Source organism: Actinocorallia aurantiaca, from assembly GCF_039533685.1.
Classification (GTDB): Bacteria; Actinomycetota; Actinomycetes; order Streptosporangiales; family Streptosporangiaceae; genus Actinocorallia; species Actinocorallia aurantiaca.
Window position 1 is genome coordinate 287,474 of record NZ_BAAATZ010000012.1, and the last position, 14,865, is coordinate 302,338.

The window sequence follows — 14,865 nt, forward strand, 5'->3', positions numbered from 1 at the left end:
GCTTACTCGGGAGTTCCCCTGAGGTAGGTGAGGTAGACCGGCCGCAGGGCGTCGGCCAGTTCGCCCTCTCCGGCGCCCAGGAAGTCGGTGACCAGGCCGAAGACGCGCATCAGGTCGGTCTCGCTGCGCTTCATGTCGCCGAGTCCGGCCTCCGCCGCCGGGATGTCGCTCAGCAGCCGCCAGAAGAAGCCCATGTCCTTCCGGTCCAGCGCGAGCTTCACCGCCCGGTCGTGCAGTTCCGCCGACGGAAGGTCCTCGAGTCTCTCCTGCTTCTCCTCCATGCCCGCCTTCTACCCAGCTCCCCCGCTCCCAGACCGTGACGGATCCGACGTGCGCCCCTCCCCGCACTCCGGGCGGCACGAACCCGCGACAGATCGCTCCCCCGGCCCGTCCCCGAGCCGGTGCGGCCGGCCGCGACGGAGCCGGTCGTCTTCCGCCGGCGGCCCGGCCGCCTTATTTGGCGTCGGCGTAGCAGGAGACCGTGGCGGCCTCCATGGGGAAGGCGACGGGGGTGTCCCCGAAGAGGAGGCGGGCGGCCTCGGCGGCGGCCGTGTGCAGGGCGCGGGTGACGGCCTCGGCTTCGGCCTGCGGGGTGTGCACGATCACCTCGTCGTGTTGGAAGAAGACGAGGTGCGCTCCGGCGGGCAGGCGGGGGCGCAGCAGGGCCATGAAGGCCAGGGCCCACTCGGCGGCGGTGGCCTGGACGACGAAGTTGCGGGTGAAGCGGCCCCGGGAGGCAGCGGCGTGGCGGCCCGCCTCCGTGGTGATGAGGTCGCGGTACTCCGCGGAGGCCGGGGGGCAGGTGCGGCCCAGGAGGGAGCGCACGAGCTCGCCCCGCTCCCCCGCCCGCGCGGCTGACTCCACGTACTCGAAGGCGGCCGGGAAGCGCTGCTTGAGGACCGACAGGAGCTGGACGGCCTCGCCCGTGCCGCCGCCGTACATGGCGGACAGCATCGCGATCTTGGCCTTGTCCCGGGCCGAGGGGCCGCCGGGGGTGCCGGTGAAGACCTCGGCCAAGGCCGCGTAGAGGTCGCCTTGGGCGGCGGCCTCGGTGAACGCCGCGTCGCCCGCGAGTGCGGCCAGCACCCGGGGCTCGAGCTGGGCGGCGTCGGCGACCACCAGGACGTGGCCCGGATCGGCGACCACGGCGCGGCGCAGGACCTTGGGGATCTGCAGGGCGCCGCCGCCCCTGGTCGCCCACCGGCCGGAGACCACGCCGCCGACGACGTACTCGGGACGGAACCGGCCTCCCTTCGCCCACGCGTCGAGCCAGTTCCAGCCGTGGGCGGTGTGCAGCCGGGAGAGCTCCTTGTACTCCAGCACGGCGGGCACCGCCGGGTGGGAGATTCCCTTCAGCACGTACGCGCGGGTGGAGGGGACGGAGAAACCCGCTCCGGCGAAGGCCTTCACCAGCTGCTGCGGGGAGTCGGGGTTCACCGGGTGGCCGAACGCCGCGGAGATGCGGTCGGCGAGCTCCTGGAGCAGGCGGGGGCGCAGCCCGTGCGCCGGGCGGGGGCCCAGCAGCCCGGTGAGCAGCTCGTCGTGCGCGTCGGCCCGCCAGGGCAGCCCCTCGTGGCTCATCTCTGCGGCGATCAGGCCGCCCGCCGACTCGGCCGCCGCCAGCAGCCGGAGCCGGCCCTCCATCCGGGCGAGCTGGGCGGCGTGCACCTCCACGAGCGCCTCGACCGGGGGCGCGACCTCCCCGCCGAAGAGGAGCTGCTGCTCCCCCTCGACCTCCGCGGGCTCCTCCTCCGGCGGGGGCAGGCCCCGCAGCCTGGCCAGCGCGGCGCCCACCGACCGGGACTCCCCCGGCCTCCCCTCGAACGCCAGCAGCAGGGCCTCGGTCAGCTCGAGGTCGTGGCAGCGGCCGACCGTGACGCCCGCGCGCAGCAGCCGGGGGTAGAGCCGTGCCGTGGACGCCCACACCCAGCGCGGAGCCGAGCCCCGCTCCCGTTCCGCGACGGCCGCCACGAGGTCGTCGACGTGCTCGACCTCACCGGCGGGACTCCCGTCCCGCGCCAGCGCCCGGAGGGTCCCGCCCTTCTCCCCCTCCGGCGCCACCGCATAGAACATGTGTTCATTGTGCCGGTTCCCACAGACATTTCCCGGCCCGCACACGCGGGGACGGGGTGTCCGTCACCCGGCGGCCTCCGCAGGTGCCTCCCGGCCCGCACACGCGGGGACGGGCGGACGTTACAGCGGGACGGCGAACAGGGCTCTGCGGCGCGGGTACTCGGTGATGCTCCAGATCTGCTTCTTGTCCCGCCAGACGGTGAGGTCCTCGGGGCCGAAGGGGTAGGCGCGGGTCTCCGGCTCCTCGTCGGCCGAGCCGACCAGCAGGTTTCCGCGGACCGCTCCGGTGCCTGCCTGGCTGAGGTACCAGGTGTCCTTGTGCGAGACGGCGCCCTGGATCTTGCCCGCGGGCGCCCGGTAGGCGTCGTGGGCGGCGGCGAGGCCGTCCCGGTGCCTCAGCGTCCCGTCGGCCGCCAGCCGCCAGCGCGCCAGCCTGCCCCTCTCGCCCGCTCCGTCGACGTACTCGCCGCAGACCAGGAGGTCCGGGTCGGCGCTGCGGTCGACCGAGGCGAAGGAGAACCTGGCCCCGAGAGTGACGAGCCGCCAGGCGTCGCACTGCGGCAGGACGTAGCGGTAGCCGTAGGCGTGGAACTTTCCGCCCTTGCGGCCGATCCGGTTGCGGTCCCCGGTGTCGTCCTGGGCGGACCGCAGGTCCAGGATCTTGCGCAGGTCGAACACCCGCAGACCGCGTGCGGTGTCGGCGACGTACAGGTGGTGGCGGTACCAGGCGATGCCCCCGGCGTGGAGGTCGATCGCCGAGTACCCGCCGTCAGGTCGCGCGGTGACGGCGAGCACGTGCCGGTACCGGCCCTTGTGCGGGTCGAGGAAGGTGAGCCTGATCCCGCGCTCCTCGGTCGCGAGCTCGGGCTTCCAGTACCAGCTCGCGATGAAGGCGTCGGGCCCGGAACCGGCGTCGGAGGAGCAGGTCAGCCCCTGCGGGTACCAGTCGCGGGTGTCGTCGTCGGAGTCCTCGAAGGTGAACCAGTCGGCCGGCTGCGGCTTCATCTGCCCGAACGCCGCCGTCGAGCCCCTGCGGCTGGCGGTGCGGTTGGCGTCGGCGAGCACCTTCGCCACCGGCGCCGCCTCGAGGTCCTGCGCCAGCCTGGCCGCCCCCTCGGCGAGCTCCCCCGTCTTCCGGCGCAGCTCGAACGGAGCGGGAGATACCGGGGCCAACTTCAACATCGTCCGATGATGCACTGAAAGCGCCTTTAGTGCCACAAGATCGACCCATTAATTCCGTCGACTCCCCAGGTCCGGCGCACTACGGTGGGACGCGGCCGCGAGAGGCGCGGCGCCGACGAGAGGTGGAGCCGCGTGAAGACCGTCGTTGTGGCAGGCCGTTCCCGGATCCTGTCCTTCCAGGCGTCCGCCTGAACCTCTGAGGCTCAGGCCGGCGCCGTTCCCGAAAGGCGCCACCACAGTGGCCTTCTCTCTTTCCTCACTCGGTTTCGACGCGTTCTTCTCCGACTCGCTGGAGCCGGGCCGCACCGCCGGGAGGGTCTCCCGGGTCGACCGCGGAGCCTGCGACGTCCTCACCGAGGACGGCGAGCGCCGGATCCCGTGGAGCGGCACCCTGACCCGTGCCGCCTCCCAGGACCCCGTCGCGCTGCCCTGCACGGGCGACTGGGTCTCCTTCGACACCGCGGTCCGCGGCGTGCTGCCCCGCCGGACGAGCATCGTCCGCGCCGGGGTGCGGCCCGGGGACTCCCGCGGGCAGGTGCTGGCCGCCAACGTGGACGTCGTCCACATAGTGGAGCCGGCCGTGCCCGAGCCCGACCTGGGCCGGATCGAACGGCTGCTCGCCCTCGCCTGGGAGAGCGGCGCCCGGCCGGTCGTCGTCGTCACCAAGGCGGATCTCGCCGAGGTGGACCTCGACCGGATCGCCTCCGCCGCTCCCGGCGCCGAGGTCCTGGCGGTCTCCTCCTCCACCGGGGAGGGGCTGGACGCGCTGCGGCCCGGTCCCGGCGAGACGGCCGTCCTGCTCGGGCGGTCCGGCGCCGGCAAGTCGACCCTGGTCAACGCGCTGGCGGGCGGCGAGCTCATGGCCACCGGCGAGGTCCGCGAGGCCGACGGGCGGGGCCGTCACACCACCGTGCACCGGGAGCTGCTGCTCCTGCCCGGCGGCGGGATGGTCATCGACACGCCGGGCCTGCGCGGGATCGGCCTGCACGACGCCGACGAGGGGCTGTCGCTGGCCTTCTCCGACGTCGAGGAGCTGGCGGAGGGCTGCCGGTTCTCCGACTGCGTCCACCAGGACGAGCCGGGCTGCGCGGTCCTGGCGGCCGTGGCGGCGGGCGAGCTGCCCGAGCGGCGGCTGGCCTCCTGGCGCAAGCTGCGCCGCGAGGCCGCGTGGGCCGCCTCCCGGACGGACGCGCGGCTGCGGGCGGAGCGGAACCGCCAGTGGAAGATCATCCACAGGTCGATGCGGGGCCGCAACCGGCCCTGACGAAGGGCGGCGGGCCCTGCGGGGCCCGCCGCCCCCTCCTCACAGCGGGTGGAGGTCGGGCCGCTTGGGCAGGCGCCCGTCGCCCGAGGACAGTCCCTTGACGCGGCGCTCCACCCAGGGCAGGAAGTAGGTCTTCGCCCAGTAGAGGTCCTCCCGCTTGGCCTCCTGCCACGACTTGGGCGGGATCTTCGGCCAGGGGGTGCGCCAGTCGCCCTCGGTGGGGACGCCGAGGATCTCGGCGACGGCCAGGCCCAGCCTGCGGTGCCCCTCGGAGGTCAGGTGCAGGCGGTCCTCGTGCCAGGCGCCGATGTGCGACAGCACCGACATCGACCACAGGTCCACGACCTTCAGGTCGTACCGGTCGGCGATGGAGCGGATGTGCAGGTTGAGCGTGGCGACCTTGCCGCGCCACCTGCCGTCGCCGCGGCCGCTGACGTTCCACTGCTTGGGATCGAAGCTCGTGAAGACGACGACCTCGGCGCCCGTGGCCTTCAGCCTGCGCACGCAGTCCATGTAGAGCAGCGCGATGGCGTCGGGGTCGGCTCCGGGGCGGAGCATGTCGTTGCCGCCGGCGGAGAAGGTGATCAGGTCCGGCGCCAGCTCGACCGCGCGGGGCACCTGCTCCTCGGCGACCTGGCCCAGCAGCTTCCCGCGCACGGCGAGGTTGGCGTAGTGCAGCCCGGGGCGGGCCGCGTCGATGTGCTCGGCGAGCCGGTCGGCCCATCCCCGGTACCGGTCGTCGCCCAGGTGGTCGTTCAGGCCCTCGGTGAAGCTGTCTCCGAGCGCGACATAGGACTGGAACTCATTCACGCCGTTAAGCATGCAGGATGCACACAAACTTACGCGATCGTAGGGGGCGTGACCCCTCCCACGTCAGCGAAGACTTATGCGCAGTTCGTGTTCGACGGGCGGGGACAGCTCGTGTTCGCGGCAGCCCGAGACGCCGAAGCAGCGGATGCGCAGTTCGCCGGAGGTGACGTCGAGGCGCAGGAAGCTCTTGAAGAAGGGCGGGGTGTCGCTGTCGGAGGTCTCGGAGAAGAGCTTGCGGTACGCCTGGCCCACCGGAAGGCGGAACTTGCGGGGCGCCTTACCGCCGCCCCGGGGCACTCCCAGGAGGAACGCGATGGTCTTCGCCTTCAGGCCCGGCTTGACCTGCCTGCCCTCCGGCCGGGACGGCTCCAGGCCCAGACGTTCCCCGACGGCCGCCGCGGCCTGCGGATAGGACAGGTCGAAGAACCTCCGGAGCCCGAACCTGCGCAGCCGCCGCGCGTACACCTGGCTGTAGTAGACCAGCGAGTCGCCGCGCAGCGGGTAGCAGGTGAACTCCCCCTCGTCGACGACCGTGGCGCGGCCGATGATGTGGGTGGCGTGCATGTAGGCGCCGGAGCCGCCCGCGACCAGGTACTCGGTCTTGCGCCCGGGCTCCACCTCGACGGAGTAGCGCTGGTAGTTGTGGGTGTCGCCGCCTATGACCGCCACGTAGTTCGACGAGCGGACGATCTCGTCGACCGTGCCGCCGTTCTCGATCGGGCACGGCTTGTACTGGTCGTTGCGGTAGATCGGCTTGCCCGTGATCAGCAGCTTGGGGCGGGGGTCGGCGGACACGCGGCGCAGCCACTCCCCCTGCTCCTGGTCGAGCCTGCCGCTGATCCCGGTGTCGATGCCGACGATCCGCAGCGAGGGGCTGTCGATCACCCAGTACGGTCCGGGCTGGACGCCCTGCTGCGCGGGGGCCGGGCGCAGCTTGCGGGCCTCGGCCAGCGCCCCCTCGTCGGCGGGTTCGGGGCGCCGCCACAGCCTGCGGGCCACGATGCCCAGGTGCCCCTTCCACCAGCCGCCGGGCGAGCCGTCGCCGCGCCGGTCGCAGAACACCCGCATGAATCCCTCGAGCCCGTCGTACCAGTCGTGGTTGCCGGGCAGCGCGTAGATGGGCCCCTGGTAGCCCTGGTAGGCGTGGAAGAACTTGTGCGGGTAGTCGTTGATGCTGCCGATCGGGTAGATGACGTCGCTGGCGATCACCATGAAGTCGGTGTCGGCGCCGGTCTTCAGCATCGGGGGGACCACCGCGAACTGCGAGCTGTCGCCCTCGCCGGTGTCGCCCAGCAGCAGGAACGAGAAGTCGCCCTCCTCGGTGCGCAGCAGCTGGTCGCCCGGGGCGCCGACCCAGCGCCGCCGCAGGTCGTCCACCGGGTCGCCGAACCAGCGGGCGATCACGTCGTTGCGGGAGCGCCACAGCACCGAGGGCCGCAGCCACGACAGCGGCTCCTGCGGCCCGAGTGCCCGGAAGGTGCCCTCTTCCAGGCACCCCCACCCCGCGCCGGTCGAGGACTGGTGTGAATTTCGGGGGGACGGTTTCACCCGTCAAGACGATCACGCCGGGGCGGCGAAGACAAGCATTCAGCCGGGGTGTCGGTGCTGACCCGTCAACGGGAACTCCTCGTCCCGGCCGTGGAGCAGGTCGGGGGTGGTCACCGGTCCCGGGTCCGGCGCCGCGGCCCGCGGCAGCCCTTGGGAGAGCGTCGCGATGAACCCCGGGAGCTCGGCGGCGGGCAGCCGGAAGGTCGTGGTGCAGGTGCCCCCGTCCCACAGGCTGAGCACCATGAGGTCCACGTCCGGATGCCAGGAGAGTCTGAGCGTGCGGTCCTCGCCGCGAGCGTCGAAGAAGACCTCACCGGACTGCGGCAGCGCGTAGCCAGACATGCCGCCATGATCTCCCCGCCGGGAGAGGGCTGTCCAGCCCCGCTCAGCCCACCCCGAAGCCGCGGGGGTCGTCGACGGAGACGATCTCCCTGCCCAGCGGGGCGAGGGCGACCGGGATCAGCTTGAAGTTGGCCAGGCCCAGCGGGATGCCGATGATCGTGACGCACAGGGCGATCCCGGTGACCAGGTGGCCCAGCGCCAGCCAGATCCCCGCGATGAGGATCCAGATGACGTTGCCCACCGCCGACCCGACCCCGGCCGTGGGTTTGGAGACCACCTTCTTGCCGAACGGCCACAGCGCGAAGACCCCGATCCGCCAGGCCGCGACCCCGAACGGGATCGTGATGATCAGGATGAAGCACAGGAGGGCCGCGGCGAAGTAGCCCAGGGCCAGCCAGAAGCCGGAAAGGACGAACCAGATCAAGTTCAGGATCGTACGCATGCCTCGAGCCTACGGTCGGATCACCCGGAGTGCTCCCGGCAGGACCCGGACGTTCACCGGAAGCCGGCCCGGCAGTTCCCCGTCGCAGCCGTAGGGAAGGTCGCGGGAGGCCTCGATGCGGATCTCCTTGCAGCGCAGTACCTCCACCTGGGGCCGGTGGACGTGCGCGCCGGTCTCCAGCTCCTTCATCACCGTCGTGAACAGTCTTCGGGACGCGTGGTGGATGACCACCACGTCGAGCAGACCGTCGTCGACGGACGCGTCGGGGGCGATGCGGCGTCCGAAGCCGTAGTACCCGGAGTTGGCCGCCACGACCGTGTACGCGCGGCGTTCCAGGCGCTGTCCGTCCACCGTGATGGTGTAGGTCACGGGTTTCCAGAACGCGAACGCCCGGACGGCGCCGAAGGTGTAGGAGGCCCTGCCCTTCAATGCCCTCGTCTCGTTGGCGTACAGGTTGGCCAGGGCGTCCACGCCCGCGTAGACGCTGCCGAGCGCGGCCCGCCCGTCGACCTCGATGAGGTCGGTCGGGCGGGAGCCGCCGTGCAGCAGCAGTCCGGCCAGCTCCGTGACGCCGCCGGGGAGCCCGAGCTGGCGGGCGAAGTCGTTGCCTCGCCCGGCGGGGACGATCCCGTACTCGGCGTCGAGCCCGGCCAGTGCCCCGCCGACCCCGCCGACGATGCCGTCGCCGCCGACGCCCAGCACCGTGTCGCCGCGCGCGGCGGCCTCCCGGGCGATCCGTCCGGCGTCGGCGAGGTCGCGGCTGTACTCGACCTGGAGTGCGGCTCCCCCCTCGCGCAGCAGGCGGGCCAGCGCGAACAGCGTCCGGGCGGCGGAGGCGTCGCCCGCGGCCGGGTTCACGACCGCCGTGAAGCTCCTCATGGGACCAGGATGCCGGGGTTGAGGATCCCGGCGGGGTCGAGGCTGCGTTTCACCGCGCGCAGGACCTCCACGCCCAGCGGGCCGATCTCCTCGGCGTAGGCGGCCCTGTGCTCGGTGCCGACGCCGTGGTGGTGGCTGATCGAGCCGCCCGCCGCGATGATCGCCTCGTTGACGGCGGTCTTCGCCTCGTCCCAGTCGGCGTCCCGGCCGATCCGGCCGGAGACGATCGTGAAGTACAGGGAGGCGGACGAGGCGTAGACGTGGGAGATGTGGCACATGACGAGATGGCCGGGCAGCGCGGCTTTGACCGCTTCGTAGAGGACGGGGATGTTCGACCAGAACGTCGTCGTCTCCAGCGTCTCCACAAAGGCGCCCACGTCCAGCAGCGAATCGCGCAGGTAGGGGGCGCCGAACCGGCCGTGCTCCCAGCTCTCGCCCGGCCCCGCGCCCAGGGCGGTGCCGCCGAGCGAGGACAGGACGGCGTGCGTCCGGTCCCTGCGGACGGCCACCTCTCCCGCCTGGCCCTCGTAGCCGACGATGGCCAGGCAGCCGGAGTCTCCCTCCCCGATGGTCTCGGTGCGGGCGAGGCCGACCATCGTCTCGGTCTCGTCCGACAAGCGCAGGACGGTGGGCATCGGGCCGTCCTGGGAGAGCCTGCGGAGCGCGGCGGCGCCGGAGGCGAAGTCGGGGAAGCGCCAGCCCTCGTAGAGCCTGACCTCCGGCAGGGGGCGGATCCGGACGGTCAGCGAGGTGATGACGCCGAACGCGCCCTCGGAGCCGAGGACGAGCTGGCGCAGGTCCGGTCCGGCCGCCGACTTCTGCGCCCGGCCCAGGGTGAGGGTGCCGGACGGCGTCGCGACGGTCATCCCGACGACGAGCTCGTCGAACCTGCCGTATCCGGCGGAGGACTGGCCGCTGGAGCGGGCGGCGGCGAACCCGCCGATGCTCGCCCACTCGAAGGACTGCGGGAAGTGCCCGATCGTGTAGCCGCGCTCGCCCAGCAGCTCCTCGGCCCGCGGACCGCGCAGCCCCACCTGGAGGGTGGCGGTGCGGCTGACCTCGTCCACTTCGAGAAGTTCGTCCAGGCGGCGCAGGTCCAGCGCGACGAAGGCGGGGGCCTCGGGCGCCAGCCCGCCGACGACCGAGGTGCCCCCGCCGAACGGGACGACCGCGAAACCGTGCGCGGTGGCCAGTTCCAGCACGCCCAGGACGTCCTCGTGGGTGGCGGGCAGGACCACCGCGTCGGGGGTCTGGGAGGTGTCCCCCCGCCGGATACGCAGCAGGTCGGGGGTGGACTTGCCGCCGGTGTGGCGGACCCGCTCCTCGGCGTCCGCGCGCACCTCGGCGATCTTTCCGAGCGCCGCGAGCACGTCCTGGTCGAGCCGGGGCTCGGGTGGTGCGATGTCGGAGAGCGCGACGGGGGATTCGTCCCTCGGCTGGACGCCGAGCAGTTCCCGCAGCAGTGTGGTGACCGACTCGGGCAGGGGGGTGGCCTTGGCCGGGTCTCCCCAGCCCGACCACGACATCTGTACGGGCACCGCGGTTCCTCCCAGCGTTTGCTGTACCTGCTTCTTATGGTTCACTGTGACATATGACGTCCATTCGTCACAACCACAGGTACGGACGCACCGACGAGGAGGCGGTCCTCGACGCGGCCCGCGACTGCGTGCTCGCCGTGGGCGTCCGCCGCACCACGCTCACCGACATCGCCCGCAGGGCGGGCGTCTCCCGGATGACCCTCTACCGGCGCTGGCCCGACGTGCAGACGATCGTCGGCGACCTGATGACCCGGGAATGGCTCGCCCTCGCCGAGTCCGTCATGGCCGGCAGCTCCGGCGACGCGCGCACCCGCCTGGTCGACACCCTGGTGCGGGGCACCCGGGCCTTCCGCGGGCACCCGCTGCTGCGCAAGATCGTGGAAGTGGACCCCGAGCTGCTGCTCCCCTACCTGCTCACCCGGACGGGAGCCAGCCAGGAGGCCTTCCTGGAGCTCATCGAACGCGAACTCGTCCGCGGCCACGAGGACGGCACCGTGCGGACGGACGTCCCTGCCCGCCAGGCGCGCGCCGTGCTGCTGGTCGTCCAGGGCTTCGCGCTGTCGCTGCCCACGATGCTCGGCGAGGGCGACCTGTCCGCGGAGCGCTTCGACGAAGAGCTCCGCCTCCTCCTCCAACGATTCCTCACCCCCGAACGCCCCGAACGCCCCGGACGTCCCGAAGGGAACGCGCAGTGACCCCCCACGCCGAGCCGAGCACCTCCCTCAACGCGCGGAGGCGCGCCCGCGAACTCGCCGCCTCCGCCGACAACGCAGATGTGGCGGACGTTCTGGTCATCGGGCTGGGCGTGACCGGCGCCGGAGTCGCGCTCGACGCGGCGTCGCGGGGGCTCAAGGTGACGGCGATCGACGCGCAGGACCTGGCGTTCGGCACGTCACGGTGGAGTTCCAAACTCGTTCACGGCGGCCTGCGTTATCTGGCGTCCGGGCAAGTCGACGTCGCCTACGAGAGCGCCGTCGAACGCGGCATCCTCATGACGCTCACCGCCCCTCATCTCATCCGCGCGATGCCGTTCGTGATGCCGCTGACCCCGCTGATGTCGAGCCGCAACGCGGCGCTGGCGATGACCGGGCTGCGCGCGGGCGACCTGCTTCGCGCCGCCGCGCGCACTCCCCGCAAGGTGCTGCCGGGCCCGTTGCGGCTGTCACGCGCGCAGACGCTGCGCATGGCGCCGGGCCTGCGCGAGAACGGCCTGCGCGGCGGCCTGCTGTCCTGGGACGGGCAGCTGTGCGACGACGCCCGTCTCGTCACCGCGATCGCGCGTACGGCCGCCGGATACGGGGCGCGGATCCTCACCCGGTGCAGGGCCGTCGAGGTCACCGGTGAAGGCGCACGGGTGCGCGACGAGCTGACCGGCGAGGTGAAGGACCTGCGTGCGCGGAAAGTCGTCAACGCCGCCGGCGTGTGGGCGGGCGGGCTGGTTCCGGGCATCGCGCTGCGCCCGTCGCGCGGCACCCATCTCATCCTCGACGGGAACGCGATGGGCGAGCACCCGTTCAAGACCCTCAAGGCGGGCCTCCACCTGCCCGTCCCCGGCAGCGTCAACCGGTTCGCGCTCGTCCTCCCCCAGGACGACGGGCGCGTCTACGTGGGGCTCACGGACGAGCCCGTAGACGAGATCCCGGACGTCCCGACCGCTCCCGAGAGCGACATCGGCTTCCTTCTGGACCTGCTCGGCACCGTCCTGGACACGACCGTCCGCCGCTCCGACGTCCTGGGCGCGTTCGCCGGACTCCGTCCGCTGCTGAACGCCGAGGGCCGCACGGCCGACATCTCCCGCCGGCACGCCGTCCTCACCTCTCCCGAAGGGATCGTGACGGTCGTCGGCGGCAAGCTCACCACCTACCGGCGCATGGCGCAGGACGCCGTGGACGCCCTGGGCCTGGACGCGGGCCCCTCTCAGACCGCCGGAATCCCCCTCATCGGGGCTCCCGGCACCGTTCCCGCCGCGGCCCGGACCTCGCCGGGGAAGGTCCCGCTGCGGCTGGCACGCCGTTACGGCGCCGAGGCCCCGCTCATGGCGGCCCTCGCGGAGGAGGACCCTTCGCTGCTGGAGCCGGTGCTGCCCGGCCGCCCCTATCTGGCCGTCGAGTGGGCCTGGGCCCTGGCCCACGAGGGCGCGCTGGACGCGGACGACCTGCTGGACCGCCGCACCCGGGTGGGCCTGGTCGAGGCGGACCGCGCGGCGGCGCTGGAGGGGGCCGAATCCATGGTCAGGAGGATGAGTGGGAGCTCACAAGATCTCTGAGGTGTGCCTCCCTCCTTGGCCGGGCAGGCCAAGTTAGGTTAGGGTGACCTAACTAATTCTCTCGGGGGAGGAGTGAGGACGGTGGCGCATTCGCCTTCCTGTGAACACTGCCCTGGCAGTCACACAGGCGAGCGTCCCTGCCTCGCCAGTGCGACGGTCAAACCGCGCAGCTGGCTGCTGCTCGAGCATCCGGGGCCCTGGGCGCCCAAGATCGAGAAGATGGGTGTTCCCGTCATCTCCGAGGCCCTGCGGGCCGGGGTGCGTCCGCAGCTCATCCGCCGCCCCGGCAGGCGCCGGACCGCTCCGCCGACACGCGTCTACGTCGGCTGGTCGGGCGACGACCCCTGGATGGAGGTCCGCGAGGTGGCCGACCCGGCGGAGTTCGCCGAACTGGACCTCGCGGCCGTCGCCCGGGGCCTGCGCCCCCGCTTCGGGGAGCCGACCGCGGATCCCCTGGTGCTGGTGTGCACACACGGCAAGCGCAACGTCTGCTGCGCCCGCACGGGCGCTCCCCTGGCCCGCGGCTTGATGGAGCGGTACGGCGATCTCGTCTGGGAGACCACCCACGTGGGCGGCGACCGGTTCGCCGCGAACATGGTCTGCATGCCGCACGCCCTCTACTACGGCGACCTCGACGACTCCTCGGCGCGGGACGCGGTGGACGCCTACCTGCGCGGCGAGGTGGCCCTGGAGCGCCTGCGCGGCCGGGCCGGACGGCCGGAGGCCGCGCAGGCCGCCGAGCACTTCGTCCGCGAACGCACCGGACTGATGGGCATAGACGAGGTGCGTGCGATCTCCGTCACGGGAAACGGCCCTTATATGACCAGGGTCACAGCACGCGGCGACATCTGGTCTGGCACCATCGAACTGGTAGAAAGCCCCAGCTTCTGCGGCTCCGAGTGCGATGTGAGCGTTCAGACATACCAAATGCGGGGGCTGGCCCTTCACAGCGAAGCGGCCCTCGTGTAACCTCTCGAAGGCCCCAGTCGGGGATGCTGCGCCGCGAGCTTACCCATCATAGGGAACACAGCGGCAACTCCAGACGTTGTAAATTTCAGCGCTACTAAGCGCTGGCAACGTCTTTGTCCGAAATTGCTCAGAAATCAACTGAGGTGGGTGTTTCATGGCTCAGGTACGTCGGCAGGCTAACCTCCCCCGTCCCAGCTGGGGCTGGCAGGACGCCGCCGCGTGCCGGGGGGAAGACCTTGTGCTCTTCTTCGGCCCTGACGGCGAACGTCAGCCCGAGCGGGAAATCCGCGAGCGCAAGGCGAAGCAGGTCTGCATGGGCTGCCCCGTCCGCACGGATTGTCTTGACTACGCCGTCTCCCGTCCGGAGAAGTACGGCACCTGGGGCGGTCTGAACGAGGACGAGCGCGCCTCCGAGCGTCGCCGCCGCATGCGCCGCGCCAACGCCGCCTGACATCGGCCGCCGGACCCCGGCACTTCGACGAACGTTCACGGCCCCGGTAATACGGGGCCGTTCGCGTTCACAAAAACAAAAAACACAAAAGGCCCTCGCAAGAGGGCCTTTTGTGTTAGTTGGAAACCTAGACCGCGAGCCAGCGGAGGGTGTTCTCCCGGGTGATCAGATCCAGTGCCGCCTCATCCGCGCCGGCGGCGCGCAGGGCCGGCACGAAGTCGTCGTGGACGGTGCCGTAACCCGGGCCGCCGTAGTGGGCGAGCTGCCCCATCCGGCAGATCCCGCCGCCCAGCAGCAGCCGGTCCGCGTGGCCCGCCTCGATCAGCTCCAGCACCGGCCGGACCGCCCGGTCTCCGGTGGCCGCCAGCCGCCCGAAGGAGACGTAGGCCCCCAGTTCGGCGAGCTTGCGGTGCGCTCCCGGGTCGCCGGTCAGGCTCTGCTGCCCGACGGCGATCTTCTCGGGGGCCACCCCGGACTCCAGCAGCAGTTCGAGCTGGGCCGTCCCGGAGCGGCCGTGGGTGGCGATCGCCAGCCCCGACTGCAGGGAGGCCGCCGCCGCGGCCCGCAGCGCCGCCTCCTCCGCCGGAGTGGGCTGCTCTCCCCAGCAGCCGACCTCGCCGATGACGCCGGGCAGGACGCTGGTTCCGTCCATGCCGAAGCCGATCTCGGCGATCAGCCGCTCGGCCAGCCGGCCCGCGTCCGCGTCCCGCGCGCTCACCGGGTGGAAGGGCTCGCAGAAGAAGCCGGTGCCCGCCACGACGGCGACCCCGCTGGCCGCGCTGATCCGGGCCAGGGCCGAGGCGTCGCGCCCCATGCCCAGGCAGGTGAGCTCGACCACGAGGCCGAGCTCCTGCCGCTCGCGCAGCCGGGTCAGCTCGTCGCAGACGTGGATCTCCTCGTCCAGGAAGCGGCCCGGGTCCGACTCCGCGCGGACCGGCCAGCGCAGGTCCATCCGCAGGTGCTCGTGGGCGAGCGTCCTGCCCGCCAGGTCGGAGATCGGCATCCGGCCCGTCACCGTACGAATATGGGGTTCAGTGGCAGGGTCCGTCATGGCAGGCGAGGTTACGCGAACTTTGCCGGAAGTAGTGCAACCTGTTCGGA

At 72.2% G+C, this 14,865-nt stretch carries 15 protein-coding genes; 5 read left to right on the forward strand and 10 right to left on the reverse strand.

The features are described 5' to 3' along the window. Positions 1–2: 2 nt before the first annotated feature. From ABD327_RS16425 to ABD327_RS16435, 3 genes are all read right to left on the reverse strand, one after another. Positions 3–281 (reverse strand): hypothetical protein, encoded by a 279-nt coding sequence (locus tag ABD327_RS16425; RefSeq protein ID WP_344451254.1) that lies wholly within the window; start codon positions 279–281, stop codon positions 3–5. Between the two features lie 172 nt (positions 282–453). Beyond that, a complete protein-coding gene (locus ABD327_RS16430) occupies positions 454–2,073 on the reverse strand; it encodes a bifunctional 3'-5' exonuclease/DNA polymerase (protein ID WP_344451255.1) in 1,620 nt (539 codons plus the stop codon). Positions 2,074–2,193: 120 nt separating this feature from the next. Continuing rightward, complete coding sequence (locus tag ABD327_RS16435) at positions 2,194–3,255, reverse strand: hypothetical protein (protein WP_344451256.1); 1,062 nt, start codon at positions 3,253–3,255, stop codon at positions 2,194–2,196. A gap of 238 nt (positions 3,256–3,493) precedes the next feature. Here ABD327_RS16435 and rsgA point away from each other — a divergent pair, with 238 nt between their 5' ends. Next, positions 3,494–4,519, forward strand: a complete 1,026-nt coding sequence (gene rsgA / locus ABD327_RS16440) for a ribosome small subunit-dependent GTPase A (protein ID WP_344451257.1) — start codon at positions 3,494–3,496, stop codon at positions 4,517–4,519. Positions 4,520–4,558: 39 nt separating this feature from the next. Here the strand turns inward: rsgA and ABD327_RS16445 are convergent, their stop codons facing one another. Genes ABD327_RS16445 through ABD327_RS16470 form a run of 6 tightly spaced genes read right to left on the reverse strand, consistent with a single transcriptional unit; the run spans position 4,559 to position 10,066 of the window. After that, complete coding sequence (locus ABD327_RS16445; RefSeq protein WP_344451258.1) at positions 4,559–5,341, reverse strand: SGNH/GDSL hydrolase family protein; 783 nt, start codon at positions 5,339–5,341, stop codon at positions 4,559–4,561. A 51-nt stretch (positions 5,342–5,392) separates the two neighbouring features. Further along, positions 5,393–6,877, reverse strand: a complete 1,485-nt coding sequence (locus tag ABD327_RS16450) for a metallophosphoesterase family protein (RefSeq protein ID WP_344451259.1) — start codon at positions 6,875–6,877, stop codon at positions 5,393–5,395. A gap of 39 nt (positions 6,878–6,916) precedes the next feature. Beyond that, positions 6,917–7,219, reverse strand: a complete 303-nt coding sequence (locus tag ABD327_RS16455) for a hypothetical protein (protein WP_344451260.1) — start codon at positions 7,217–7,219, stop codon at positions 6,917–6,919. A gap of 43 nt (positions 7,220–7,262) precedes the next feature. Continuing rightward, the gene (locus ABD327_RS16460; RefSeq protein ID WP_344451261.1) at positions 7,263–7,661 is read right to left on the reverse strand and encodes a YccF domain-containing protein; all 399 of its coding nucleotides are present in this window, start codon (positions 7,659–7,661) and stop codon (positions 7,263–7,265) included. Between the two features lie 9 nt (positions 7,662–7,670). Then, positions 7,671–8,540: a diacylglycerol/lipid kinase family protein gene (locus tag ABD327_RS16465; RefSeq protein ID WP_344451262.1), complete on the reverse strand. Its 870-nt coding sequence runs from the start codon at positions 8,538–8,540 to the stop codon at positions 7,671–7,673. Beyond that, positions 8,537–10,066 carry an FAD-binding oxidoreductase gene (locus ABD327_RS16470; protein ID WP_344451587.1) on the reverse strand — a complete coding sequence of 510 codons (1,530 nt, stop codon included), beginning with the start codon at positions 10,064–10,066 and terminating at the stop codon, positions 8,537–8,539. Before ABD327_RS16470 ends, ABD327_RS16465 begins: the two co-directional genes overlap by 4 nt. Positions 10,067–10,131: 65 nt before the next feature. Between ABD327_RS16470 and ABD327_RS16475 the strand changes: the two genes are divergently transcribed. The 4 genes from ABD327_RS16475 to ABD327_RS16490 all read left to right on the forward strand — a co-directional run bounded on the left by ABD327_RS16475 (position 10,132) and on the right by ABD327_RS16490 (position 13,764). Beyond that, positions 10,132–10,773 (forward strand): TetR/AcrR family transcriptional regulator, encoded by a 642-nt coding sequence (locus ABD327_RS16475; protein WP_344451263.1) that lies wholly within the window; start codon positions 10,132–10,134, stop codon positions 10,771–10,773. After that, positions 10,770–12,344, forward strand: a complete 1,575-nt coding sequence (locus ABD327_RS16480) for a glycerol-3-phosphate dehydrogenase/oxidase (RefSeq protein ID WP_344451264.1) — start codon at positions 10,770–10,772, stop codon at positions 12,342–12,344. The genes ABD327_RS16475 and ABD327_RS16480 overlap by 4 nt, the downstream gene beginning before the upstream one ends. A 219-nt stretch (positions 12,345–12,563) precedes the next feature. Beyond that, positions 12,564–13,313, forward strand: a complete 750-nt coding sequence (locus ABD327_RS16485; protein WP_344451265.1) for a ferredoxin family protein — start codon at positions 12,564–12,566, stop codon at positions 13,311–13,313. Between the two features lie 154 nt (positions 13,314–13,467). Continuing rightward, positions 13,468–13,764 carry a WhiB family transcriptional regulator gene (locus tag ABD327_RS16490; RefSeq protein WP_106399257.1) on the forward strand — a complete coding sequence of 99 codons (297 nt, stop codon included), beginning with the start codon at positions 13,468–13,470 and terminating at the stop codon, positions 13,762–13,764. Between the two features lie 127 nt (positions 13,765–13,891). On the opposite strand, the gene ABD327_RS16495 is transcribed toward ABD327_RS16490, so the two are convergent. Next, positions 13,892–14,815, reverse strand: coding sequence for a phosphotriesterase family protein (locus tag ABD327_RS16495; protein WP_344451266.1), 924 nt, complete (start codon positions 14,813–14,815; stop codon positions 13,892–13,894). Between the last annotated feature and the right edge of the window lie 50 nt (positions 14,816–14,865).